Source organism: Silvanigrella paludirubra, from assembly GCF_009208775.1.
In the GTDB taxonomy this organism is placed as follows: Bacteria; Bdellovibrionota_B; Oligoflexia; order Silvanigrellales; family Silvanigrellaceae; genus Silvanigrella; species Silvanigrella paludirubra.
This window is the reverse complement of sequence record NZ_WFLM01000001.1, coordinates 730174-754683: the sequence shown is the minus strand read 5'-3', so window position 1 is coordinate 754683 and position 24510 is coordinate 730174. Positions and strand designations below refer to the sequence as shown.

Below are 24510 nucleotides of genomic sequence, written 5' to 3'. Positions count from 1 at the left end.
ACTATTGCAAAAAAATTGCTAGTATTTATCAATTACAGAATCGTAACATTAAGCTGGACTTCACCTTACATGAACTGATACAAAAGGATTGAAGGAGCCCATTGTTTTGGGTTTAAAGAATTTTATTATTATAAGGTATTAAAATGCGACTATTTATTACTTTAAAACCTCTTGAACAACGAATTAAAGGGGAGGGCCTTTACATCGATTCTGTTCCTTTATCAGATATTTTAGATCTGAAGGTGTCTCCAATTTATGTAACAAGCCTAAATTCAATTTCTCAAAGATTAAATTACTATAAGTCAGCGCTTCAAAAACACTTTACTAATTTTGAAGTTTTCTATGCCATGAAAGCAAATTTTTCTTTTCCTATATTAGAGGAAATTAAAAATTCAGGAGGTGGTATCGATATCGTTTCTATTGGTGAATGGCGCGCGGCTTTAAAGGCTGGAATTAAACCAGAGAAAATTTGTTTTGCTGGTGTTGGCAAAAAAGAGGAGGAATGGAAAGAAGCAATAAAAGGAGGACTAGGTTATTTAAGTGTTGAGCATTTATCAGAATTAAATGATATTTTATTTTTTATTTATAAAAACAAAAGTGATGAAATAAAAAGTTTGGTCATTTCTTTAAGATTAAATCCATCAGTAGAAGTAGAAACACACCCACATTTAAAAACAGGAGCATTAAATTCAAAGTTTGGTATATTATTTGAGCATTTTGAAATATGGTTAAATCAAATGAAGTCTCAATTTCAAGATATAGAAGACTATAAAAAATGGATTCGTCCTTTAAAAGGAATTCATGTACACGTCGGATCACAATTAATGGAAAATTCTATATTTCCTTTAATTGCAAATAAAATTCTTGATTGTGCTGATTTTATGTTAAAAAATAACATTATAGTTAAACATATTGATTTTGGTGGTGGGTTAGGTGTGCCTGTTGAAGGTGTTCCTGAAAATGGAATTGACATTAAATCACATATCGATTTTTTATGTAACACATTTAAAAATGCAGCAAGTAATTATAAAGATCTTATCAAAGAGTGGGGCAAAGATTTTAATAATTTATTTGTTTGTGTTGAACCAGGTAGAAGTATTGTAGCAAGTTCTACTGTTTTTATAACTCAAGTTTTATACGAAAAACGAAATTCAGACAAAAATTTATTTTGTTATGTTGATGGTGCTATGAATGATTTTCCAAGGCCGAGTTTATATGGAGCCATTCATCATGCTGAAATCGTAAATTTCAAACAGGATGTTAATTTACGTGAAAAATTAAAAAATAATTTTTTAAATTGGAATATTGTTGGGCCCGTTTGCGAGAGTGGAGATTTCTTATCTAAAAATACTCTTCTGCCTGAAGTTCAAAAAGGCGATATTATAGCTTTTTTTGAGGCAGGAGCCTATTGTCGCTCAATGGCAAGTACGTATAATTTACGATCCTTAACAAGTGAAGTCTTTGTTAAAGACGGAAAAATTTTACATGTAATTCAGGGTTAATTTATTTTAAATAAAATATTCTTTTAAAGAAAGTTGCAAGGATGCAAAACGAGAATTTTAATCGAGCTATATCCAATAAAAATATTATTTTAACTAAAGAAGAATATATTGGAAAAGAAATTATAGATATTTTTAATTGGTTTATTCATTCTTTTAAAAGTGAAAATACTCAACAATCATATACGAGAGATTTAGAGGAATTTTTTTTATTTACATTTAAGACATTAAAAATTAAAATCACTTCTTTAAAACAAATAACTGAAAGATTAGTTATCCTATGGAAAGAAAGTTTAAATAATTTTTCAATATCTTCTGTCGCTAGAAAGCTTTCATCATTATCTTCATTTTTAACATACGCCAGAAAAAGGGGACTATTAGAATATAATATTCTTGAATTAATTAAAAAACCAAAGATTGATAAAAAAGGTAAAACGAATACTTTAAATCAAGAAGAAGTATTAAAACTTTTAGAATTTTCAAAAAAACAATTTCAAATTTCTAAATGTAAAAAAAGCAGAACTTATAATGTTTGGCGTTTAAGATATACTGTAATGTATACACTTTTTACAGTAGGATTAAGAGCAGAAGAATTATGTGAATTAAAAATAAATAGCTTAGAAAAGGTAGGAGCAAACTGGCGTTTGCATATGGTAACAAAAGGAAATGTAACACATTCGCCAATAATTCATCCTAATACAGCTCTCGTTCTAATGGATTACAAAAATGAATTTAGAGCCGATGCAGAGGGAGATGACTACTTTTTTATTCGTTCACAAATGTCTAAAAATTTAACAAAACTGAGTCGTTCTTCCGTTTTTGATATGGTAAAAATTTCTGTGAAAGAGTCTCGAGTCTTCAAAGATGTAAGCCCACATAGTTTTAGAGCGACTTTGGCTACACTTTTACATAATCAAGGTGTGCCTATTGTTCAAATTCAAGGACTTTTAAACCATAAATTAATTTCTACAACTTCAATATATTTGAAGAAATCTAGTGAATTAGCAGAGTCTGCAACACAAAAAATAGGATTTTTGGAATAATTATTGATTTTTGATAAAAATTTTTAGCTATTCGTGTATTTAGCATAACCTTAACAAGATGTTTGTTGTCAATTTTAAAGACATAAAACGCTTGAATTGAAAGTTTATTTATCCTCACATATACATTTTTATGTAGGGTGTTAAATATTAAGGAATTGCTATGAATTATCTAATAAAAATAAAAAATAATAGTTCTAAGCTTATTTTCTATATTTTTTTTCTAGTTAATTTATCGGTTTTAAAAGCCTATTCAACTGAAAATACTTATAAAATATTTTTTTCAGAAAATCATATGTATTTAGAAAAAAATAATTTTTTATTGTCTCTTCCTTATAAAATAAAATTAGAGGAAAATTTAAATCAATTTGAAATAGTTGATGGTCCTGAAGTATGTAAATCGATATTTTCTATTTCTAATCAAAATCTTCTATTTAAAGATCCTAAAAATAATCTTAAAACATATACCGAATGTAAACTAAAATTATCAAATTCAACAACAAAAAATTCTTTAATATACCATTTTGGAATAAATAAAACATTTAAATCTTGGTGTGCTTCAAAAGAACAATCTGGAATTGGAATTAAAAAAACAGTTGAAGCTGTTATGAATATGATTCAAGCAAAAGATTGCAAAGATGATTCAATAAAAGAAAGTTTATTTAATGCGAGAATGTTAAATTTAGCAGGCCAAGAGTTAAGTGATCTTTCACCGCTTGGTTGTTTAGTTAGCTTAAGAGCTTTGTGGCTTGATAATAATGAATTGTCAAATTTGAAACCTCTTTCTTCTTTAAAGAGTTTAATTGTTTTAAGTCTTTCAAACAATCATATCTCAGATATACAAGTTATAAGTAATTTTAAAGAACTACAATGGCTATTTTTAAGTACAAATCAAATAGATAATGTAGATTATTTATCTAATTTAGAAAAAATTAAAGTTTTATCAATTAAAAATAATAATATAGATAATCCGAAACCTTTATTTCAATTTAGTCCAAACACATTAATACTTGCTAATGGAAATCCATTTTTAAAAAATGTTTGTAAGGATTATTCAGATAATAAGTCTGGTCTTAAACAGATTAGTTGGGTTGAAAAACTCTGTAAATCAGACCCATCTAAAAAAGCGATAAAAGTGAATCTTTCTTCTCCAATTTAAGGGATAGGAAGTCCTTCTTGTTTCATTATAAATAATGCGTTTGTTGTGGGACATGGCCCTTCTTTAATTAAATAATCAAAAATCAATTTATTATTTTCAATGTGTTCTCTAAAATGCATGTTTCGTAATCTGGTATCAGATTGATTTATATCGGCTAAAGCTAAATCATGAGTCGAAATAATTCCAAATGAATTTTTATTGAATAAAGAATGAATTATATTTAAACTTCCAATATATCTTTCTTTATTATTTGTTCCTCTAAATATTTCATCAATTAAAAAAATACTGGGTTCAATATTGTTTTTATTATTTAGAGAATTTAAAATAAATTTAAGTCTTTTTACTTCGGCATAAAAGTAACTCGTACCATCTGATAAAGAATCATCAATTCTTATTGCACACAGTAATCTGCTTGGTTTTACGATAAATCGAGAAGCACAAACGGGTGCTCCCATATTTGCCAATAAAACATTTATTCCAAAAGTTCTTAAAAAAGTACTTTTTCCAGCCATATTACTTCCAGTTAATAATATAACAGGTGACGTTTTATTTAATTTAAGAGTATTTGAAATTCTATTATATTCAGGAATTAATGGATGACCCATATTTACAAACTCTATGTAATCAGGGCTTGCTAAGTTTCTTTCTTCTTCTGTCAAAAAATGGCTTACAGAATTTTCTAAATGAAATCTTGCAAAACTGCTTAATAGATCAAATTCATAAAGTTCTTCTTCCCAAATTGGAAGTTTCTTTTCGATTGATTTTAATTTTAATTGGATCACAAAACAAATGATTGCATCAAAAGGAAAAAAAATGTGTAAAGTTATCCAAAATATAAAATTACCCCTTAATGAAATTAAATTTATTAAAAAATTTAAAGAATCTATTTCTTTAATAGAAGTTGGTTCTAAAAAAGATAAATTTAGGGATTGAACTGATTTTTGACTTTTTGAAAGAGCTTTAATTACTTGCTCAATTTTTTTTGAAGATTGAGAAATTTTTTCAGCTTTTTCTGTAACAGGAGTAAATATAAAAACTCCAAATAGAAGAAACATAGAATATAAAAACAAAGGCTGTATTAGGAGTTCTACATTTGGATTTTGAATAAAATTAATTAGAGTTGGAAGTAAAATAAAAACCCATGCTAAAAAATTAATAAAAGAATAAATATTGCGCATATGAAATTGATATTTATTTTCAGAAATATTCTGATTTTGAATTATTTCGTTTTCATTTTTACTGTTATTCTTTTCTTTATTTTTTTCATTTTCCTTATAGAATTTTTGTAAAAAATTCTCGTCTAGTCTTAAAGATTCAAAACGTCTTAATAAAATACTTTGTTTACTTAATAATTTAGATTTTAATGATCTTTCTTTTGAAGATTTGTTATCACAGGGATTAATTCCTGCTTCCATAAAAAGTTTAAATAATTTACTTGAACCATTTTTTGTTGAACATGTATTAAATAATAAGAATAATTGAGAGTGAATGTCTAAATCTGATGAATAAATATGTCCTTTTGGAACACTTATACATTCTTTATGCCATGGAGCAATTTCGTTTTCTAATTTTTCAAAGTTTCTATCCATTCTTAGGATAGATAATTGATAACTTAAACTTAAGGCTTTCCATTTTTTTTGATTCACTTGTATCACATTATGAATCCATGAAGTTAATAAACAATAGATTAAAAATAAAACAATAAATAAAAAATTGGTAGAAGTGGATTGATTTTTAAATAAACTTACAATAACCGCTAAAAAAGTTATAATACTAATGAGCCTAAATAAAGCAAACGTATTATCTAATCTTTTTAATTTTTTATCATAATTTTCAGATTTTCTTCTTGCACTTTCAAATTTCATTTTTTTTTGTTCACTATTTTTTGGGTCAATTAATTTTGAATGATCTTCCATTATAGCTTCTCACATAATAGTAAATAGCGTGTTCTACACTTTGAAAAAACCTATCATAATTATTCTAATTATGACAAGACGACCGTTTTATGTAACATTTGTTTAAAATTTAGACAATATTTGAAGATATGTTTACTTTTTTATCGCCTAAAAAGGTAACATTTGTTTCGTTATCTACAATATCAGTTAGTTGTCTATGGCATAGCTTTTGCTTCATATAAAATATGCTTATAAATTAAGCTATTTTCTAAATTAGTTAAATTATTCAATTGTTTAACTGTGATTGAGAGGTTTGAATGAAGTTATTAATAGCAATTTTATCCTTATTTGCGAGTTTTCATGTTTTTGCAGGTGAACAAACTAAAAGAATGAAATCTAGTAATAAACGCTCTATGACAAAAGAACAAGTAGCCTATACTCTTGAAAGAGCTGGGTTTCCTAGAGAGATTGTTCCTGTTGTAACTTGTTTGGCTGAAAAAGAGTCAAATTTTAATCCAAATGCAGTAAATCGTCATAATACAAATAATACTAAAGATCACGGTTTGTTACAAATTAATGATATTTGGATGAAAGATTGTAATTTAAATGAAAATGATTTGTCTAATCCTTTAAAAAATGCAAGATGTGCACTTAAAGTTTACAAAAAACAAGGTCTTACTGCTTGGGTAACGTATAATAAATTTAAAAGAGCTTGTCTTGCTTATGAAATTCCAAATTACAATACAAAAACGATAGCAGAAGTTATTATCAAAAATAACCAGTTAATGTAACTGTTGATATATAGAATCCTTTTTAATGCTATTACCCATAAAATAGAGTAATATAAAAATGAGCAATTGTTTTGTCATTTTATTTTTGGGTATGAGGGGTTAAAAATGAAAAAAAATATATATTCTACTCTTGCTTCAATTTTAAGTTTTATTGCACTTGTAATTGGTATTATTAAGCTCATTCCTCAGTTTAATAAGGCTGGAATTCCTGATCAGACTTGGATTGCTTTTATAGCAACAGCTTTTCCTCTTATGATATTTATTTATGCCATTGCAGGGACAGATGAAAATGCAAAATCCGTTGCCCCTAATGCTTACGGTCTTGTTCTAACTGTACCTAGCATTATTGCATCTTTATATCTTGGGTCTTGGATAGCGGCTATATGCATGACTTTAGTAGCTATATTTATTATCCGTCAGTTATTTCAAGACTTAAATGAAGAAGAAAATCATCATTAATTTAATATGAGATTTTTTAAGTAGATATTTCTTTCCTATTTATATAATTCTAAATATAGAAAAAAATTACCTAGTTAACAATATAAAAAAAAAGACGATTTCACCTCTAGTTCTAACGTTGTTCGTAAAATGCCAAAAAGAGAGTATTTTTTATGAAAATGTTTCTTCCAGAAGGATTTAAACTTCCTGCGATGCCGCAGGTAGCAAGAGAGTGTTTAGTCTATCTCTATAATCCAAATGCAGATACAGGTGTACTCGCTAAATCTTTGTCACGTGATATTGCGATATCAGCTAGTATTTTAAAACTAGCTAATTCAAGTTTGTTCCTTTTAGGAAAGGGTTCTCCTACAAGTGATTTAAAAACAGCAATCTTTAGAATTGGCCATGATAATTTAAGACAGATTATGGTATTACATGCCTTAGAAAGTACATTTGTTTTTAAAGATTCTTTAACATTTGAATTTAATAGTTTTATTAGGCACTGTTCCTTTGTTAGTTTACTTAGTACAAATTTTGCCAAAAAAATAGCTCCTGATTTTGTCTCTGAAGTTCAAATGGCTGGATTAATGCACGATGTTGGACTCGCAATTACGGCAAGTTTATTTAATGAAAACTTTACACAAATGGCTAAGCATACCCTTGAAAATAAAATTGACTTTGCATCAACTGAAAATCAACTCGGTTTAGAACCGCATAGTAAATTAGCTTTTAGAGCATTAGACACTTGGGAAATTCCTGAAAAAGTGAAAATATTAATTTCATTTCATGATACTAAAAATATGGAATTAAGAAAAGATCTTGGCAATGAGATGAATAAACTTATTGATATTTTAGTTTTGTCAGACACTCTTGCTCATAGTTATGGGTTTGGGTTTAAGGATTACAAAAGAGACACTAAAATTGAACTATCAATGTTAAAGCGAATGGAATTATCTGCCGATGCGGTTAAAGAAGTTGTTAAAAACTCATTAGAAACAGAATCAGCAATTCAGCCGTCCTAAAAAAGGAAAAATGCCATGGCTATTGATAATTTTAAACCAGAAGATAGAGAAAAAATCTATGCTATGGCTGAAAATGTTACTGGTAATTGCCAGCAAGGAAGTTATAGAAGAGAAATTATTATTTCTAATGTTTTAAGAAGAGTTCAAGTTAAAAAAGCGGAAAGTTTAGATCAATATCTTCAATCCGCCATAGCAAACGATCAAGAGTTTGCACAGTTATTAAGTGCATTTACTATTCATACTACGGAATGGTTTCGTGAAATGCCTCATTATAAAAAATTTGAGGCACTTTTATCAGAAAAATTTAAAGGAACAAAAAAATTTAGAATGCATTCTGGAGGCTGTTCAACAGGTGAAGAAGTTTATTCATTTGGCCTGATGTTAGAAGCATTTAGAAATGCAAATCCTGGTTTTGATTATGAGTACAAAGCTTTTGATATTGATCCTGTTTCTGTTGAAATGGCTAAAAAAGCATTATATCCAATGAAAGATTTAGCTAAAATAGCTGCTAATTATCAAAATTTTGTTAAAAAAATGGATAAAGAAGATTCATTTACACCAGATCCTAATATAAAAGCTAGATGTAGTTTTTTTACAGATAATCTTGTTAAGTTACAAAACATGCAACCTTGTTACGAAGTGATAGTCTGTAGAAATGTTTTAATTTATTTTACTCCAGATAAAGTAAAAGAGATTATTGGCAAACTAGTAATGCGTTTAGTTAAAGGCGGGGTTTTAGTAATAGGCCATAGCGATAGTCTAGATCCGAAAGCTTTTAATTTAAAGACTTTAGGAAATTCAATGTATGAAAAATTATGAATCCTTATTTTTCCAATCTTGATTTGTAATTAATCTAGCTCCTCTTCCAAAAGTAACATATGACCACATCCATTGGCATAAAACAAAAAATTTATTTCTAAATCCAATTAGGTATAATATATGAACAAATAACCAAGCAAGCCATGCTATCTTTCCAGTCATTTTAATACCAGAATATTCTGAAATAGCGCGGCCTCTCCCAATTGTTGCCATGATACCTTTATCAAAATAATGGTAGGGAAGTATGTTTTTTCCATTAACCACTCTTATTATGTTTTTAGCTGTATGAATTCCTTGTTGAATCGCAACGGGTGCTAAGCCAGGTAATGGAATATTATTTTTATCTTTGCAATGGGATTGATCTCCAAGAACAAAAACATTCGCATGATTTTTTAAATTCAGATTTGGTTCTATATATACTCTTCCTACAGGATCAAGTTCTGTTCCTAAAAGTTTTCCCGTTTCAGATGGTTTTACTCCTGCCGCCCAAATCACCGTTTTTGAAGGAATAAATTCTTCTCCAATCCAAACACCTTCGTTTGTAATATTATTCACTCTTGTATTTATTTTAACTAAAGCGCCGATATTTTTTAAATCTTTTAAAGCTTGCTCTGATAGCTTTTCAGAAAAGGCAGACAAAATTCTATTTCCAGCTTCAATTAAAATAATTTTAGTATTTTTAGGATCAATATTTTTAAATTCTTTATTTAAAGTAAAATGCGCGATTTCACAAAGTGATCCTGTTATTTCAACTCCAGTAGGGCCACCGCCAACGACTACAAAAGTAAGGTAACTTTTAACTTTATTTTGATCTATTTCTTGCTCTGCTAGTTCAAATGCTGTTAAAACTCTGCGCCTAATTTCTGTTGCTTGTTCAATTGTTTTCATACCTGGAGCAAAATTTTCCCACTCATTTTTTCCAAAATAACTGTGAGTAGCTCCGCATGCTAGAATTAAATAATCATAATTATATTTTTTAAAGTCTGTTTCTACAGTTTGATTAGATAAGCTAATATTTGTTACTTTGCCAAGAACAATATCAATATTTTTATATTTAGACAATATGGATCGAATTGGAGAAGCAATTTCAGCAGGACTTAAACCAGCCATTGCGACTTGATATAATAGAGGCTGAAAAAGATGGTAATTTTTTTTGTCTAATATTGTAACATGAATTCCTTTTGCGTTTCCGAGTTTTTTAGCGGCATTTATTCCTGCAAATCCAGCTCCAACAATGACCACGTGAATTGAAGTTATGTGATTGTTCATTAAACTACCTCATAAATTATAGGTACCATTAGTATGTTAACCATTTTATATAACAAGTTGCAATTTTATAAAATTTATAATAGCCAAATAAAGTCATATTGTTCTTAAGAGGGGAAAATGGAAAGAAAAAAGGAAGTTGGAACTTTTGAAGTAATTTGTGGATGTATGTTCAGTGGAAAAACAGAAGAACTGATTCGTGTGTTAAAGCGATCTTTTATTGCAAAACAAAAAATACTTGTTTTTAAACACTCTTCTGATATTCGCTATTCGCAAGAAGAATTATGCAGTCACAATGGACTAAAAATTTCTTCTATTTTAATTTCAAATTCAAAAGATATTTTTTTACATGATTTAGCAGATGTTAATGTAATTGGTATTGATGAAATTCAATTTTTTTCAGATTCAATATGTGATGATATTGAAGAGTTATTAGAACGTGGTATTCGCGTTGTTGTTGCAGGACTTGATTTAGACTATAAAAAAAGGCCTTTTGGTTGCATGTCTAAATTACTAGCAATGGCTAATAAAGTTACAAAATTGACAGCAATTTGCACTAAATGTGGCCATGATGCTTATTATAGTCAACGTTTAGTTCATGACAATGAGGTCGTTTTTGTTGGTGCTTCCGAAAGTTATGAACCAAGATGCCGTTTGCATCATATTATTCACTAATTTAAATTAATTTATTTTATAAATTTCTTTTTAATGAAAATAATTCAATTAAATCTAAACTTTGCTGTTTATTTAACCTTGGGTCACAAAATGATTGAAAATTTTCGGAAAGATTATATTCATTCAATTTATTTTTATAACCACCAATGCATTCTGTTACGTTTTTATAAGTTAATTCTAGATGAATCCCAGACAGAAAAGAGCCTAATTTATTGTGGATTTTATGAGTTTCAATAAGTTCACTTATAATATCATCAAAATTTCTTGTTTTAAATCCATTATTTGTTTTATAAGAATTCCCATGCATAGGATCACAGCTCCAAGAAAAACAAAGTCCTGAATGATTTAAAAAGTGAATCATATTTTCAAGATTTAAATTATTATTTTTGTTTCCAAAACGAGTAATTAAATTTATTTTACCTGAAATATTTTGAGGATTTAATAATTTAAGAAGTGAAATAATTTCATGGTAATTTGCATTTGGACCTAATTTTATTCCAATAGGATTGGATATCCCTCTTAGGTATTCAACATGCGCACTTTTTAGATCTCTTGTTCTTTCTCCAAGCCATAAAGTATGAGCTGAAAAATTAATCCATTGATCTGAATATGTAGTTTTATGAGTAAGGTTTGACTCATAATCTAATAAAAGTGCTTCATGAGAAATAAAAAAAATATGATTTGTAATTTCTTTAATCCAATCATAAGTTTTTTTAGAGTTTTCATACGCTTTTAAAAGTCTTAATGGATCTGGTTGGCGTTGTATTTCATTAAACTCAATTCCATTTATAATATCACCGCGAAATGCTGGAAGTGAAAAATGATTTAATGTTTCAAAAGGTTCTGATCTAGGTTTTGCATATTGGCCTGCTATTCTTCCTACTACTATAACTTTTTTTTCAATTGCTTCTTCTAGTTTTTTCGCTAGGCTTAAAATATGTTCTACTCTTAATTTAACATCTTCAAAAGAACAACTTTCAAAAGTTTCTGCGCAATCTCCAGCTTGTAAAATAAAAATATTTCCTTTTTCAGCTTCTGAAAAAAAATATTTTAACTGATTAATTTCATTTTCAGTAACAATTTTATTAGCACATCTTAATGTGGATAATGTTTCTAAAAGTAATGAGGAATTCAAATAGTTTGGTTGCTGAAGTAAATCAAAGTCTTTCCAACTTTTAATATGCCAGTTCTCAAACAAATAAGGTTTAATTTTGTCGGATTTCATGAATTCCCTTTAAAAATGTACCTTAAACAATTCAATTTAAACTATGATATTTAAGCTTGCGCAAATAATAAGAATTACCCCTAAAGCTAAACGATACCATGCAAAAATAAGAGTAGATCTTTGTTCTAGATATTTCATAAGCCCAAATACAGCTAAAAAAGCAGCTACTGAAGCAGTAGCAATACCAACAAAAAGAACACTCCAGCCATGTGAGGTTAATCCCGCATTGTGCATTTCATGAATTTGTTTTAGACCTGCTGCTACAATGACAGGAACTCCTAAAATAAAAGAAAAAGCAGCAGCTGTTTCTCTTTTCAGGCCAAGAAAAAGTCCTGCTGAAATTGTTGCTCCAGAGCGAGATACTCCTGGAATTAATGCTGCAACTTGGGAAAGTCCTACAATTAAACAATCTTTAAAAGTTAATTTGCTAAAATCACGTTCATGTTTACATACTTTTTCAGCAATAATAAAAAGTCCACCCATGACGATACAGGCGACTCCAATGACATATAAAGATCTTAGTGGTGAATTAGGAGCATTTAAAACAGATTTTAGCATGAGACCCATAATTCCAACTGGAATGGTGCCTATAATTATGCCTACACCAAGCCTGAATTCAGTAGAAGAAAAGTCGCGTGTTTTTATACTTTTTAAAGTTCCCATAAAAATATTGTAAATTTCTTTTCTAAAATAAATCATGACAGCAAAAAAGCTTGCCAATTGAACTGCCCCTGTAAAAGGAGTTCCTGGATCGTGCCATCCTAAAAAAGAAGGAACAATTCTTAAATGCGCTGTACTACTTATAGGTAATAATTCTGTTATTCCTTGAACAATACCTAGAATTATAATTTTGAAATATCCTAAATCGACAAAGCCGCAGTCAATCAGCTGCCCATGAACTGGGATAGGGCAAGCAAGAGCCATAGCATTTCCTCCAAAGAAAAAGTTGCACAATGGGAATAGATACCATATCGTTTCGTGAAGGCCACATAGTGGCAAGAATATTTTAAAAAGAGCCCGTCTTTTAAACAAAATTATTGACGGGTTCTTTTTTGTGTTAATTTAAAAACAATAAAATTAGGAGTTAAAAATGAGCGAATTACAACGCACCTTATTGGGTGAAATCCGCGAAAAGTTTGAACCTATTCGGAGGTATCTTTGACACTCCGTTAAAGCGAAAAAGAATTTTGGAAATTGAATCAGAAATCAGTAGCGATCCTAATTTTTGGAATGATAGAAGAAAATCCTCTGCAATTCTTAAAGAAAAGAAAAATATTGAAGATGGCATTCATTCTTGCGAATCTCTTGTGAAAAAATTTGATGATACCTTAGTTGCTATTGAATTTGGCGAGGAGGGTGATGATCAATCAAATAAAGAAGCTGATCAAACTATTCAAGAATTAACTAAAGAAGTGGGGCATCTTGAAACAAAACGTTTGTTATCAGGAGAGACAGATAGAAATAGTGCTATTTTAACGATAAATGCAGGAGCGGGTGGAACAGAAGCTTGTGATTGGGCTCAAATGATTACACGTATGATGCTTCGTTTTTGCGATCGAAAAGGATTTAAAGCAGAAGTTGTTGATGAATTAGAAGGCGATGGTGCTGGTTTAAAAAATGCAACTATTACCATAGATGGTGAATTTGCCTATGGTCTATTAAAATCAGAAAATGGAGTGCATCGTCTTGTTCGTATTTCACCATTTGATTCTAATGCACGAAGACATACCTCTTTTTGTTCTGTTTTTGTGAGTCCTGTGATAGATGATGATATTCAAATTGATGTAAAAGAAAGCGATTTAAAAATTGACACTTACCGTGCTGGTGGTGCTGGTGGGCAGCATGTGAATAGAACGGATTCCGCGGTTCGTATGACTCACTTGCCAACAGGAATTGTTGTTCAAAGCCAACAACAACGCAGTCAAATTCAAAATCGTGAAACATGTATTAAATTATTAAAAGCAAAACTTTATGAACTTGAGCTTAGCAAAAGACAAGCAGAATCTAAAGCAATAGAAGATTCAAAAATGGATAATGCTTTTGGTTCTCAAATTCGATCCTATGTTTTACATCCATATAAACTTGTTAAAGATGTTAGAACTCTTGCGCAAAGTAGCGATCCAAACGTTGTGCTGGATGGTGATATTGAAGATTTTTGTTTAGAGTATTTAAGACAAATTGCTGCTGGACAATTTAAAGGTAAAGGTGGCGCAAACGACGATCTTGATTAATTAATAAATAAATACTTTCAAATATTAATATGAGGAATAGAAATGAATCTTCAAAATGAATTACTTTCTGTAATTAAAGATGTTCCAGATTTTCCAAAAAAAGGTGTTATATTTAAAGATATAAATCCATTATTTAAAGATCCTCAATTAATGAAAAAAGTAACAGCACAAATGGCTGAATTTGCTAAATTAACAAACATACAGCATATTGTAGGTATTGAGAGTCGTGGATTCTTTTTTGGAATGCCTTTGGCACTTGAGCTAAATTTACCTTTTATTGCAGCAAGAAAAAAAGGCAAATTGCCTGGAGAAGTTGTATCTGAATCATATGCCCTTGAATACGGGACAGATAGTATTGAAATTCAAAAAAATTCTCTCCTAAAAGGTCAGCGTTACTTAATAGTAGACGATATTATTGCTACTGGTGGGACTGCAAATGCAGCTGCTAAAATTATTCAAAATAGCGGTGGAATCGTTTCTGGTTTTACTTTTTTAATTGAACTTACTTTTTTAAATGGATGCGAAACTTTATTAAAGACAACTCCACATGTTCAAATTCAAAGTCTTATAAAAGTTTAATTTATATTATATAATTTAAGTATTTTATTTTTATATTCATCTAATTTAATTATATCAATAATTTCAAATCTATCGTCTTTTTTTAGTTTTTCAATTTCAGAATTACTTGGATTTCCTATTATTACAAGAACTGGAATAGAAGGTTCTGAAAACGTGGTCTTAAGAAGGTTGTTGATCTCTTTTAAATTATTTTGACTATCGATGAAAGCAATATATTCTGTAGGATCCACATTTGGTATGAGATTATCACCTATACTATTTGATAAAGAATAAAATGTTTTTAAAATGGAATATTCTTTTGTCATTTCTTGGTTTATTATTGAGTTTCTTGAAGTATTTAGTTCATCAGAAGTCATACCGTTTTGAATGTAATTATTAAAAGTATCAATTGAAATTGGGACAGTATTTGATATTTTATCATTTGGACTTTCGAATTCCATAGAAAAAACTGTGCCTTCTGATTTTTTAAAAAATATATTTTCATTATAATATGCATATGGTGAATAACTAAAACCGGAGTCACGTCTTAAAGCTTTCGTAAATCTGTCCATGCCTATGGATTCTGAATAAAAAACTTCTGAAATAATATCCATTTTATTTCTATCTAAAGTATTTAAATTTTTAGAGTTTGGATAAAAATAATTTAATACAATATTACTTTGAGTCATATCTTCTTTTATAATGATTTTTGCTTTTATTTTATTACTATAAATATTTTTTGGATTTTCTGGATTCCATTTTAAGTAATTTGAGTCTCTTAAAGGGATTTTATTTATAAATTTTTTTATTATTGTAATATTTTTACTAGATAAATCTCCAAGAAAAATAAGCTTCAATCCATTTGATTGCATAATTTCGTTGTGTAAAATTAAAATATTTTTATTAGTTATATTTGAAAAATATTTCAAATTAAGGTCTTCAAAGTATTTATTAAATGCCAAATTATAGCTTTCATCACGTATTATATTAAATTGATTTTGGTGAGAGTTTGCATTTAAATATTCTTTTAAAAAGTCTATTTTTTGTTTTTTCCATTCTTTAATTGATTCATTATCATAAATAGGATTTTTAATCAGACAATTCAAAAATTGAAGGCTATTATCTAGATATTGTTTTAATCCTATAATTTGCAATACTGGTTGGCCATTATTATTATATTCAAATGTTACATCTAAATTATCGCTTCCTCCGCTTATACAAATAGGGTGTTTATTGTGAATAATATTCCAATAAAAAATTTTAATCATGGCATCTAATGAGCTATTTTTTTCTTTGGAAACAGTATATTTTCCACCATTAAAAATAATTGAAATATAAAATAGAGGCGATTCCTTTAATTCCGAGGTAAAAAGTGAAGCTTTGTTTATGTTAGATTCTTTTATAAAATCGATTTCTTCCCATTTTTCATTTTTCCAATCCAGTTTAATTGGTGACTTTGTAATTAAATTTAAATCTATTTCTTTTGGAAATGATTCGTTATTTTTTATTATTAAAAGTAATAATATAAATTTTATAAAATAAAATAATTTATATTTCATGTATCAATTTTTCCAATCTAATATTTTGCAATTGAAACTTTCATTTTCTGATTTTTTAGCTAATTTATAATATCTTTTATTATTTATAAAAGTTTCATCTATCCATTTAGAAAAATCATTGTAATTTAAGTTCTCGATTAATTTCAATTTTTCAAAATAAATTGAAAAATCATTATAAAAAAACTGATTTAATTTAACATATTCAACTAAATTTGATATTTTTTCGCTTGATAAAGCATTAGATTTTATATAAGAATCAATTAATTTTCTTTTTTCTCTCTCTGTTATTTTTTCTTTTGAAATATTTTTTATATATTTATCAAATAAATTTACTATATCATTTTCTATTTTGTTTTTATCCATATAAAATTTTAAATAATAACTTCCAATATTATTTTTTTGATAATGAATATTCTTAGAAAATGAAAAATAGTTTGAATAATATGAATTATATAACTCATCAAAAAAAGAATCTTTTGAATCGTTGTATAAAATATGACTAAGAATTTCAAAATACGTGTAATCTTTTAAAGATATTTGATTTGAAGGATATATCATTTCAAAATAATCTGAAGTAATGCTTGAATCTACACATTTAATCAGTTTAGATTTTTCTTTTATAAAAGAATCAAAACTTACTATAGCATGTGGTATATCATCCTTTTTTTTCCAGCTACTAAAATTTCTGCTGATTTTTTCAGCTATGAACTCTGGTTTAAAAGGACCTCCAATGATAATCAATGTATTTGATGGAGTATAATAATTATCAAAAAAGTTTTCAGCATCAGATATTTTAAAGTTGTTTATTGTTTCTTCTGTTCCAAATAAAGAAATAAAATCTTTTTCTGAGAATTCGTTTAGTTTTTCTTCAAATTTATTATCTGGGTTATTATCAATTTTTTGTCTTCTCTCTGATAAAATTGCTCCTTTTTCAATAGAAAAATAAGGTTCTTTTAATTCCACATTTTGAATCATATGCGATGAAGATTTAAGCATAATATCAAGTGCAGATGCAGGAAAATCAAAAAAATAGGTAACAAATCCATTGTAAGTAAAAGCATTCGATTTACCGCCTACTGCTTTTATGATTTTATCAAAATTTCCTTCGGGAGTATTTTTGGATTTTCGAAAAACCATATGCTCAAAAAAATGTGATAATCCCGCCAAGTTTTTTGTTTCTCTGTTGCTTCCAGCGTCAATCATAAAATGCATAGTTGTAAAAGAACTTTTAAATTCAGGTATTACTATTAGTTTTAAACCATTTGAATATGAATAAAGCGTTGCTTTAGATGCGGATTCCGGGAAAATTAAATTTTCTTTATCCATTTTATATAATGGATCAAATTGTTTTGCAAAAACAGAGTTAAATGAAATCATTTCTAATATAAATGAGACTAAATTTATGATTAAACACTTTTTAATTGGCATAATATTTCCTATTATATTTTTATAATAATTTTAAATATTTATTATTAATATAAAAAATATAAAAATTAAATTACAAAAATTCAATTTAATGCGCAATACTTATAAGATATTTTTTTTATAATCTTAAAATAAATATATTTATTCAAGTATATTTAATATATACGCGCTGTAAGTAACCATAACCATTATATATGATGATGGTTTTATTTTAATTTAAATTTTGGAAAAAGTTAAAGCTATAGAAGTATTCAAATTTATTTAAAGAAATACAAAAATTTAGATTTCTAATCATCGCTTAATTTATCAACTTTTATTGATGCTTATTCATAGGGCAAAGAATTCAACCTAGATCCTATTGTATTTTTATATAAGCAGAGCTTAAAAGCAAAAAAAGGATAATATAAATTATTTAATATAGTTTATATTTTGTTTATTTAAGCAAAATATTAAAAATCAAAAATGTATCCAAAATTTATAATCAAGAAATTAAATATAATAATTTTATAATTATAATGAGACTAATTTTCATTACCAATGTCAAAAATACGACAATAATGATAATATTAAGTCTAAAATAACCGCTAAATAAGCTTGATATAGAATACCATTTTGTGAAATATTTTTCATGGATAAGTGCTTTTTCGTTTCTTTTAAAAAATTAGCACATGGAGTGATGAATGACATTGGAAAAGTTTCGATACGATGATGATATAGTCAAAAAGTTTATTGCAGCTACAATGATATGGGCCATTGTAGGTATGCTAGTTGGAGTAATTATAGCAATCCAATTATTTTACAGACCATTTAATTTTGATCTCCCTTGGCTAACGTTTGGCCGCTTAAGACCTTTGCATACCAATGCGGTTATTTTTGCATTTTGTTTAAATGGTGTATTTGCAGGTATTTATCATTCTTCTCAGCGTTTACTTAAAACAAGAATGTACAGTGATATATTGTCTCGTATTCATTTTTGGGGGTGGCAGCTTATAATCGTTTTAGCTGCTGTTACTTTGCCTTTGGGACTTTCTACATCAAAAGAATACGCAGAATTAGAATGGCCAATTGCAATTTTAATTGCACTAATATGGGTAATTTTTGCTATCAACTATTTTTTGACGATTGCAGTTAGAAGAGAAAAAATATTATATGTTTCCATTTGGTTCTATATAGCAACGATTATTTCTGTAGCACTTTTACATATTGTAAATCATATTTCATTACCTGTTTCATTTATAAAAAGTTATAGTGTTTTTTCTGGTGTTCGTGATGCTTTGGTTCAATGGTGGTATGGTCATAACGCGGTTGCTTTTGTTTTAACAACGCCCTTTTTAGGACTGGGCTACTATTATGTACCTAAGCTTGTAAACAGACCTATTTACTCATACAGATTATCAATTATACATTTTTGGTCTTTAATTTTTATTTATATGTGGGCTGGACCTCACCATCTTCAATATACAGCTCTACCTGAATGGATCCAATCTCTTGGTGTTGTCTTTTCCGTTATGCTTATTGCCCCATCTTGGGGAGGGGCTATTAACTTTATTTTAACAATTAAATCTGCTTGGAATGAAGTAAAAAGTAATCCTTCTACTAAGTTTTTACTAGCAGGGGCCATATTTTATTTATGTGCAACATTAGAAGGTCCTATTTTATCTTTTAAAAGTGTAAATAGAGTTTTGCATTATACTGATTGGATTATTGGTCATGTTCATGTTGGTGCTCTAGGTTGGAATGGTTATATTTTATTTGCAATGTTATATTGGTTAGTTCCAAATCTATATAAGACTGAATTATATAGTAAAAAATTAGCAAATTTACATTTTTGGATTTCATTAATTGGTATATTAGTTTATGTTATTCCAATGTATATTGCTGGATTAATGTTAGGATTAATGCGTGAAAGTGTAACTGATGGAGTTCTTACCTATCCTAATTTTATGGAAATAATGGATAAATTTATTCCTTATTACTTTTTTAGAGCAATAGGTGGTACATTATATTTACTCGGAACTGTTGTTGGCGCATTTGTTATTTATAAAACAATTAAAATTGCAGGTAAAGTACCAGATACTCTTGCAGAAGCGAATTCTTTTTCTAAAATAGAACATAATAAAACTTCATTTGGCTCTGTTCAAAAAGCAGCTGAAAATCTTGGCCTTGTTATGGGAATGTTAACTCTAATTGCCGTTTCTATTGGTGGTATTGTTCAGATTCTTCCTATTTTAATAAATCACTCTACAGAAGAAAAAATTGCAACCTTAAAACCTTATACACCTTTAGAAATTGAAGGACGTGATATTTACATACGTGAAGGATGTAACAACTGTCACTCACAAATGATCCGTACCTTTAAAGAAGAAGAAATGCGCTATGGACCCTACTCAAGAGCAGGAGAATTTGAATATGATTTTCCTCATCTTTGGGGTTCAAAAACGACAGGACCTGATCTTCAAAAACTTGGTAAAAAATATGGAGATATTTGGCATTATAAACATATGGAAGATCCTTTAAGTATGACGCCAAAAAGCACAATGCCAAAGTATGATTGGTTACTTAGGGACAAACTTGATACTTCATATACCAGCGATAAAATTAAAGTGATGGCAAAATTAGGGGTACCTTATTCCAATGAAGATATAGAAAACGCTAATGAAAATTTAAAGAAACAAGCTGAAAAAATAGCGAGTGGTATTCAAGAGCAAGGAGTTAATGTAGATAAGTCTTCTGAAATAATTGCTCTAATTTCTTACTTACAAAGACTAGGTATTGATGGGCGCGAGGCTGTTGATGCTCAAAAAAAGAATGATGGAGAAAAGAAATGATACGTGAATTAGCAAGCGAGCATGCAGATGTTGTGATAGCTGGTTCTGTATTTGTTGTTACTTTTATAATGTTTATTTTCTGGTTAGTATGGAGTAATATTATAAGTAAAAATTATATAAAACATTGTGAGGAAATGACTAAAAATGACGAATGAAAAAGATGATAAAGATAAAAAGAAATCACCTAAACTTCTTGATCATGAGTTTGATGGAATTAAAGAATTAGATAATCCAGTGCCAATATGGTTTCAGTTTATTTTTTATGGAACAATCGTTTTTGGTGCAATATATATGCTTTATTATCATATATATAAAGGAGGCCATTCACTTAAAAATGAATATTTAGCTTCTGTCGGTCAAACACCTTCAAAAGAGGGTGGCGGTGGTGAGTTTGATTATAGTCAAAATTTAACAAATAAAAATATGATTGATAGTGGAAAACAAGTTTATGATGCAAATTGCGCTTCTTGTCATGGATTAAAAGGACAAGGAGGAGTTGGTCCTAACTTAACAGATGACTTTTGGATTGTTGAAAATACCTATAAGGGTGTTGAAAATGCAATACAAGTTGGGGTTCCTGAAAAAGGAATGCCAGGTTGGAAAACAATTTTAGGCGACAAAAAAATTCAAGCGCTTGTTGTTTATATTGCATCCATGCAAGGATCAAATCCACCAGATGCAAAAAAACCAGAAGGAAAACCAGGCAAGTTACATTAATGACAATCTATTTTATTTATGTCTTGATTGATTTTTTCCGTGTTAGATGAAAATAAATTATGAAATACTCCGCCACGTAAAAGAGCTAATCCGGCTACAATTAAAAGCAAAATAATGGAAATATATTTAGTTAAGTTAGCTCTTTTGTTTGATAGAAAATTAAATATTCCCTTACTTCCAATTAAAATTGGTGAAGTAGATAAAGCAAATACAAGCATTCCAATTCCTCCTAAAATGGGACTTGCAAATGATGCGCACATTATTACGGCACTGTACAAAAAACCACAAGGTAATATAGCTGTTAAAATACCAAGTGTAGCTGAGTATGATAATGGGGAATATCGATTTATTTTATTCATTAAATTATTTATATTTGTTGAATTCCCAATATTATTTTTTTTAATTAAAAAAATGATTTGTATTACTGAAACAATAGCAATGATTATTGCTAGCTTTTTGGCTGATAGGTTTAAAAAATCTCTAAATATAAATAAGCCAAATAATCCAGATAAAACTCCGATAAATAAATATGCTAATGCTCTACTAAAGAAATATTGCCAAGTTTTTTTTTGGCAAGATATTACCATTGGAGAGCACATGCCAAAGCAATGTAAGGAACCTGTAAATCCGTACGCTGCTATTGATAATATAGGAACAAAAATGTTTAAAAAACTATCCATAAAACAAAACTCCAATCATAAAGAAACCTCAATTTTAATATCACAAAATAGTCTTTCAAATAAAGTATCTCATGAATTTAATTTAGAAGATATATGTCTTCATTGTAAAAAAAAGTTTACTAAAAATAAAGATTCTGATTTATTTTGCTGTAATGGCTGTGCCAATGTTTACCAGTTTTTAATTTCAAATGACTTAAGTAAATATTATGAAATTATGAATAAAGTAGGAGAAAAGCCTTCAACTGCCGAAGATTTCTCGGATTCACATTTTTCAATTTTTAAAAATGATAAATTAAATTCAATTTTTAAATTCAGAAGTAATTTATGGGGATTTTTTATTCCTGAAGTAAAATGCGCTGCCTGTATTTGGTTAATAGAAAAATCTATTCAAAATATTTCAAATGTAAGTGATATTAATGTAAATATATTAGATAAAATTGTTACATTTTCTTTGAAAGATAATGAGGGTAGTTCTTTAGAAAATGTTGCTAGATCTTTAATTCAAATAGGTTATAATCCATTGCCACTTCCTTTTTTATCTTCTAAAGAATTTAGAACTTCTTATGAAAAAGAAAGAATTAAAGATATTGGTATTTCTGGATTTGCATTTGGAAATGTAATGATTTTTGCAGCTAGTTCCTATTTTGGTAAATATTTTGGAATTAATCCTGAAATTAATTATGTTTTTATAATTTTAAGTATGATTATATCTGTTCCTGCAACAATTTATGCAGGAAGAAGTTTTTTTATAAATTCATATAATGCTTTAATAAATAAAAAAATTCATATTGATACAACTATCTCATTTGCTTTAATTGTTTCATTAATAATTAGTATCTATGAAGCATATAAAAATAGTGGTAATGTTTATTTTGATAGTATAACTGGTCTTGTGTTTTTACTATTGGTTGGTAGATACTTTCATGAAAAATCTATACACAAAGCTAAAGAACTAGGTGAAACAATTAAAAATATATTACCTATTGAAGCTTTTTCTATAAATAAAGGAGATAAAATAAATGTCCCAATTGGAAAAACATTTTTGGCAGATGGTTATATTATTGAAGGCGAAACAGAAGTAAATGAAGCTTCTCTTACGGGAGAAGAATATCCAGTATTAAAGAAAAAGTCAGATTATGTTTTAGCAGGGTCCCAAAATCTTTTAAATCCTGTTACAATTATTGCTGAAAAAACAGGAAGTGAAACTTGGGTTTCTTCTCTTGAAAATTTAATCTTAATTGCAAAATCAAAAAAATCTAAAATAGAAACACAAATAGAAAAAATACTTCCTTATTTTACAATATTAATTGTATTAATATCCCTTATATCATTTATTATTTGGTCATTTATTTCCATTCAAAAAGCATTAGATATATTTGTATCTATTTTAATAATTTCATGCCCTTGTGCTTTGGCCTTGGCTACTCCCTTATTAATGTCTTCAGCACTTAAAAAGCTATGGGAAAAAGGTGTCATTGTAAAAAATCAAAATTCAATTGAAACAATCCCGCTGGTTGATTCTATCTTATTTGATAAAACAGGAACTTTAACATGTGGAAATTTATCTGTATTAAGTTATGATATTATAAATAAAGATTCAGAAATAAATAATATAGATGAAATTTTATCTTGTTTTTCTTCACTTTCGAGTTTTTCATTGCATTTGGTTTCAAAGGCAATTTCTAAAAAATTTAATAACTTTTCTTATAAATTTAATTTTAAAGAAATTAAAGAGCATGCTGGTAAAGGTATAGAAGGTTATTTAATTAATTCAAATATTCATGTCAAAATTGGAAATTCTGACTTTATAGGAATTGATAATGAAGAATCCGAATTGAATTACTCTGTTTATGCCAAATATGATAATATTTATTTTAAATTTATTTTAACTGATAAAATTCAGCTTGGAGCTGATAATTTAATTTCATTTTTAAAAGAAAAAAATATAGAAACATATCTTCTTTCTGGAGATAAACAAGCTTCAGTTAGAAGTATTGCTAATAAATTAGGAATAAATTTAAATTATGTTTTTTCATCTTTATTACCAAAAAATAAATTAGAATTTCTTGAAAAATTACAAACTAATGGAAAAAAAGTAATGGCTGTTGGGGATGGAGTTAATGATGCTGCTATGCTTGCTAAAGCCCATGTAAGTATTGCTTCTCATGGAGGTACTGATATTGCACTTCATTCGGCAGATATTTTTTTAAGAAAATCAGATTTAAACTTAATAAAATCAACTTTTTATTATTGCCAATATGTTAAAAAGACTTTAAAAATATTAATTTTTGTAAGTCTTATATATAACATAATTGCAATCTTATTTGCATGTTTGGGATATGTTGATCCCTTATTTGCAGCTATTTTTATGCCAATATCGTCTCTAACTGTTTATTTGATCGTTTATTTTAGGCAAGGAAAAAGGGTATGGGAGTAATTATATATTTAGCAATATTTATGGTTTTTATTGGATCTTTTTTTCTTTTAATTTTTTTATTTGCTGTTAAAAATGGACAATTTGAAGATCTTGAAACACCTGCTCATAAAATTCTTTTAGATGATAGTATTGAAAATAATTCTGAAAAAAATAAAGAAGATGTAAAATAATAAAGTTATTTTTATATTTTATACAAAATACATAAAAAAATATAATATACATATAATATTAATTAATTTAGTATTT

The 24510-nt window shown here is 27.9% G+C and carries 22 protein-coding genes; 15 read left to right on the top strand and 7 right to left on the bottom strand.

Annotated elements, in window-relative coordinates; genetic code table 11:
* Positions 1-143 precede the first annotated feature (143 nt).
* From lysA to GCL60_RS03400, 3 genes are all read left to right on the top strand, one after another.
* Positions 144-1502, top strand: a complete 1359-nt coding sequence (lysA, locus tag GCL60_RS03410) for a diaminopimelate decarboxylase (RefSeq protein ID WP_153418462.1) — start codon at positions 144-146, stop codon at positions 1500-1502.
* 41 nt (positions 1503-1543) lie between these two features.
* The gene (locus GCL60_RS03405) at positions 1544-2542 is read left to right on the top strand and encodes a tyrosine-type recombinase/integrase (protein ID WP_153418461.1); all 999 of its coding nucleotides are present in this window, start codon (positions 1544-1546) and stop codon (positions 2540-2542) included.
* Positions 2543-2702: 160 nt separating this feature from the next.
* Complete coding sequence (locus GCL60_RS03400; protein WP_153418460.1) at positions 2703-3698, top strand: leucine-rich repeat domain-containing protein; 996 nt, start codon at positions 2703-2705, stop codon at positions 3696-3698.
* On the opposite strand, the gene GCL60_RS03395 is transcribed toward GCL60_RS03400, so the two are convergent.
* Positions 3695-5614 carry a MutS-related protein gene (locus GCL60_RS03395; RefSeq protein ID WP_153418459.1) on the bottom strand — a complete coding sequence of 640 codons (1920 nt, stop codon included), beginning with the start codon at positions 5612-5614 and terminating at the stop codon, positions 3695-3697. The genes GCL60_RS03400 and GCL60_RS03395 overlap by 4 nt on opposite strands.
* A gap of 296 nt (positions 5615-5910) precedes the next feature.
* Here GCL60_RS03395 and GCL60_RS03390 point away from each other — a divergent pair, with 296 nt between their 5' ends.
* The 4 genes from GCL60_RS03390 (at position 5911) to GCL60_RS03375 (ending at position 8663) form a co-directional block, all read left to right on the top strand.
* The gene (locus GCL60_RS03390; RefSeq protein ID WP_153418458.1) at positions 5911-6384 is read left to right on the top strand and encodes a transglycosylase SLT domain-containing protein; all 474 of its coding nucleotides are present in this window, start codon (positions 5911-5913) and stop codon (positions 6382-6384) included.
* A gap of 105 nt (positions 6385-6489) precedes the next feature.
* Positions 6490-6843 carry a hypothetical protein gene (locus GCL60_RS03385; protein WP_153418457.1) on the top strand — a complete coding sequence of 118 codons (354 nt, stop codon included), beginning with the start codon at positions 6490-6492 and terminating at the stop codon, positions 6841-6843.
* Positions 6844-6995: 152 nt separating this feature from the next.
* Positions 6996-7844, top strand: coding sequence for an HDOD domain-containing protein (locus tag GCL60_RS03380; RefSeq protein WP_153418456.1), 849 nt, complete (start codon positions 6996-6998; stop codon positions 7842-7844).
* Between the two features lie 15 nt (positions 7845-7859).
* Complete coding sequence (locus GCL60_RS03375) at positions 7860-8663, top strand: CheR family methyltransferase (protein ID WP_153418455.1); 804 nt, start codon at positions 7860-7862, stop codon at positions 8661-8663.
* Here the strand turns inward: GCL60_RS03375 and GCL60_RS03370 are convergent.
* Positions 8658-9932: an NAD(P)/FAD-dependent oxidoreductase gene (locus GCL60_RS03370; protein ID WP_153418454.1), complete on the bottom strand. Its 1275-nt coding sequence runs from the start codon at positions 9930-9932 to the stop codon at positions 8658-8660. The genes GCL60_RS03375 and GCL60_RS03370 overlap by 6 nt on opposite strands.
* A gap of 117 nt (positions 9933-10049) precedes the next feature.
* Here GCL60_RS03370 and GCL60_RS03365 point away from each other — a divergent pair, with 117 nt between their 5' ends.
* Entirely contained in the window at positions 10050-10604 is a 555-nt protein-coding gene (locus GCL60_RS03365; protein ID WP_153418453.1) for a thymidine kinase, read from the top strand.
* Positions 10605-10620: 16 nt separating this feature from the next.
* Here GCL60_RS03365 and GCL60_RS03360 read toward each other — a convergent pair whose 3' ends face one another.
* Positions 10621-11829 carry a 3-deoxy-7-phosphoheptulonate synthase gene (locus GCL60_RS03360; RefSeq protein ID WP_153418452.1) on the bottom strand — a complete coding sequence of 403 codons (1209 nt, stop codon included), beginning with the start codon at positions 11827-11829 and terminating at the stop codon, positions 10621-10623.
* A gap of 36 nt (positions 11830-11865) precedes the next feature.
* Complete coding sequence (locus tag GCL60_RS03355; protein ID WP_153418451.1) at positions 11866-12753, bottom strand: undecaprenyl-diphosphate phosphatase; 888 nt, start codon at positions 12751-12753, stop codon at positions 11866-11868.
* Positions 12754-12919: 166 nt separating this feature from the next.
* Between GCL60_RS03355 and prfB the strand changes: the two genes are divergently transcribed.
* Positions 12920-14060 (top strand): peptide chain release factor 2 gene (gene prfB, locus GCL60_RS03350; RefSeq protein ID WP_153418450.1). Its coding sequence is split into 2 segments (ribosomal slippage): positions 12920-12979 and positions 12981-14060, totalling 1140 coding nucleotides; the frame shifts between segments, so codons are not numbered across the junction.
* A 42-nt stretch (positions 14061-14102) separates the two neighbouring features.
* A complete protein-coding gene (locus GCL60_RS03345) occupies positions 14103-14639 on the top strand; it encodes an adenine phosphoribosyltransferase (RefSeq protein ID WP_153418449.1) in 537 nt (178 codons plus the stop codon).
* On the opposite strand, the gene GCL60_RS03340 is transcribed toward GCL60_RS03345, so the two are convergent.
* Together GCL60_RS03340 and GCL60_RS03335 are read right to left on the bottom strand one after the other, a co-directional pair.
* Positions 14636-16177, bottom strand: a complete 1542-nt coding sequence (locus tag GCL60_RS03340) for an insulinase family protein (protein WP_153418448.1) — start codon at positions 16175-16177, stop codon at positions 14636-14638. The genes GCL60_RS03345 and GCL60_RS03340 overlap by 4 nt on opposite strands.
* A 3-nt stretch (positions 16178-16180) precedes the next feature.
* Complete coding sequence (locus GCL60_RS03335) at positions 16181-17605, bottom strand: M16 family metallopeptidase (RefSeq protein ID WP_153418447.1); 1425 nt, start codon at positions 17603-17605, stop codon at positions 16181-16183.
* Positions 17606-18282: 677 nt separating this feature from the next.
* Here GCL60_RS03335 and ccoN point away from each other — a divergent pair.
* From ccoN to GCL60_RS03320, 3 genes are read left to right on the top strand one after another with little or no spacing between them, the layout of a single operon-like run.
* Positions 18283-20430: a cytochrome-c oxidase, cbb3-type subunit I gene (ccoN, locus tag GCL60_RS03330; RefSeq protein WP_153418446.1), complete on the top strand. Its 2148-nt coding sequence runs from the start codon at positions 18283-18285 to the stop codon at positions 20428-20430.
* Complete coding sequence (locus tag GCL60_RS03325; RefSeq protein ID WP_153418445.1) at positions 20427-20585, top strand: hypothetical protein; 159 nt, start codon at positions 20427-20429, stop codon at positions 20583-20585. The genes ccoN and GCL60_RS03325 overlap by 4 nt, the downstream gene beginning before the upstream one ends.
* On the top strand, positions 20575-21147 hold the full coding sequence (locus GCL60_RS03320; protein ID WP_153418444.1) for a cbb3-type cytochrome c oxidase N-terminal domain-containing protein: 573 nt from the start codon (positions 20575-20577) through the stop codon (positions 21145-21147). The genes GCL60_RS03325 and GCL60_RS03320 overlap by 11 nt, the downstream gene beginning before the upstream one ends.
* Here the strand turns inward: GCL60_RS03320 and GCL60_RS03315 are convergent.
* A complete protein-coding gene (locus tag GCL60_RS03315) occupies positions 21144-21827 on the bottom strand; it encodes a sulfite exporter TauE/SafE family protein (protein ID WP_153418443.1) in 684 nt (227 codons plus the stop codon). The two genes, GCL60_RS03320 and GCL60_RS03315, sit on opposite strands and share 4 nt — an antisense overlap.
* Between GCL60_RS03315 and GCL60_RS03310 the strand changes: the two genes are divergently transcribed.
* Positions 21808-24264: a heavy metal translocating P-type ATPase gene (locus GCL60_RS03310; protein WP_161998057.1), complete on the top strand. Its 2457-nt coding sequence runs from the start codon at positions 21808-21810 to the stop codon at positions 24262-24264. The two genes, GCL60_RS03315 and GCL60_RS03310, sit on opposite strands and share 20 nt — an antisense overlap.
* Positions 24255-24434: a cbb3-type cytochrome oxidase assembly protein CcoS gene (gene ccoS / locus GCL60_RS03305; RefSeq protein WP_153418441.1), complete on the top strand. Its 180-nt coding sequence runs from the start codon at positions 24255-24257 to the stop codon at positions 24432-24434. The genes GCL60_RS03310 and ccoS overlap by 10 nt, the downstream gene beginning before the upstream one ends.
* The last annotated feature ends 76 nt before the right edge of the window (positions 24435-24510 follow it).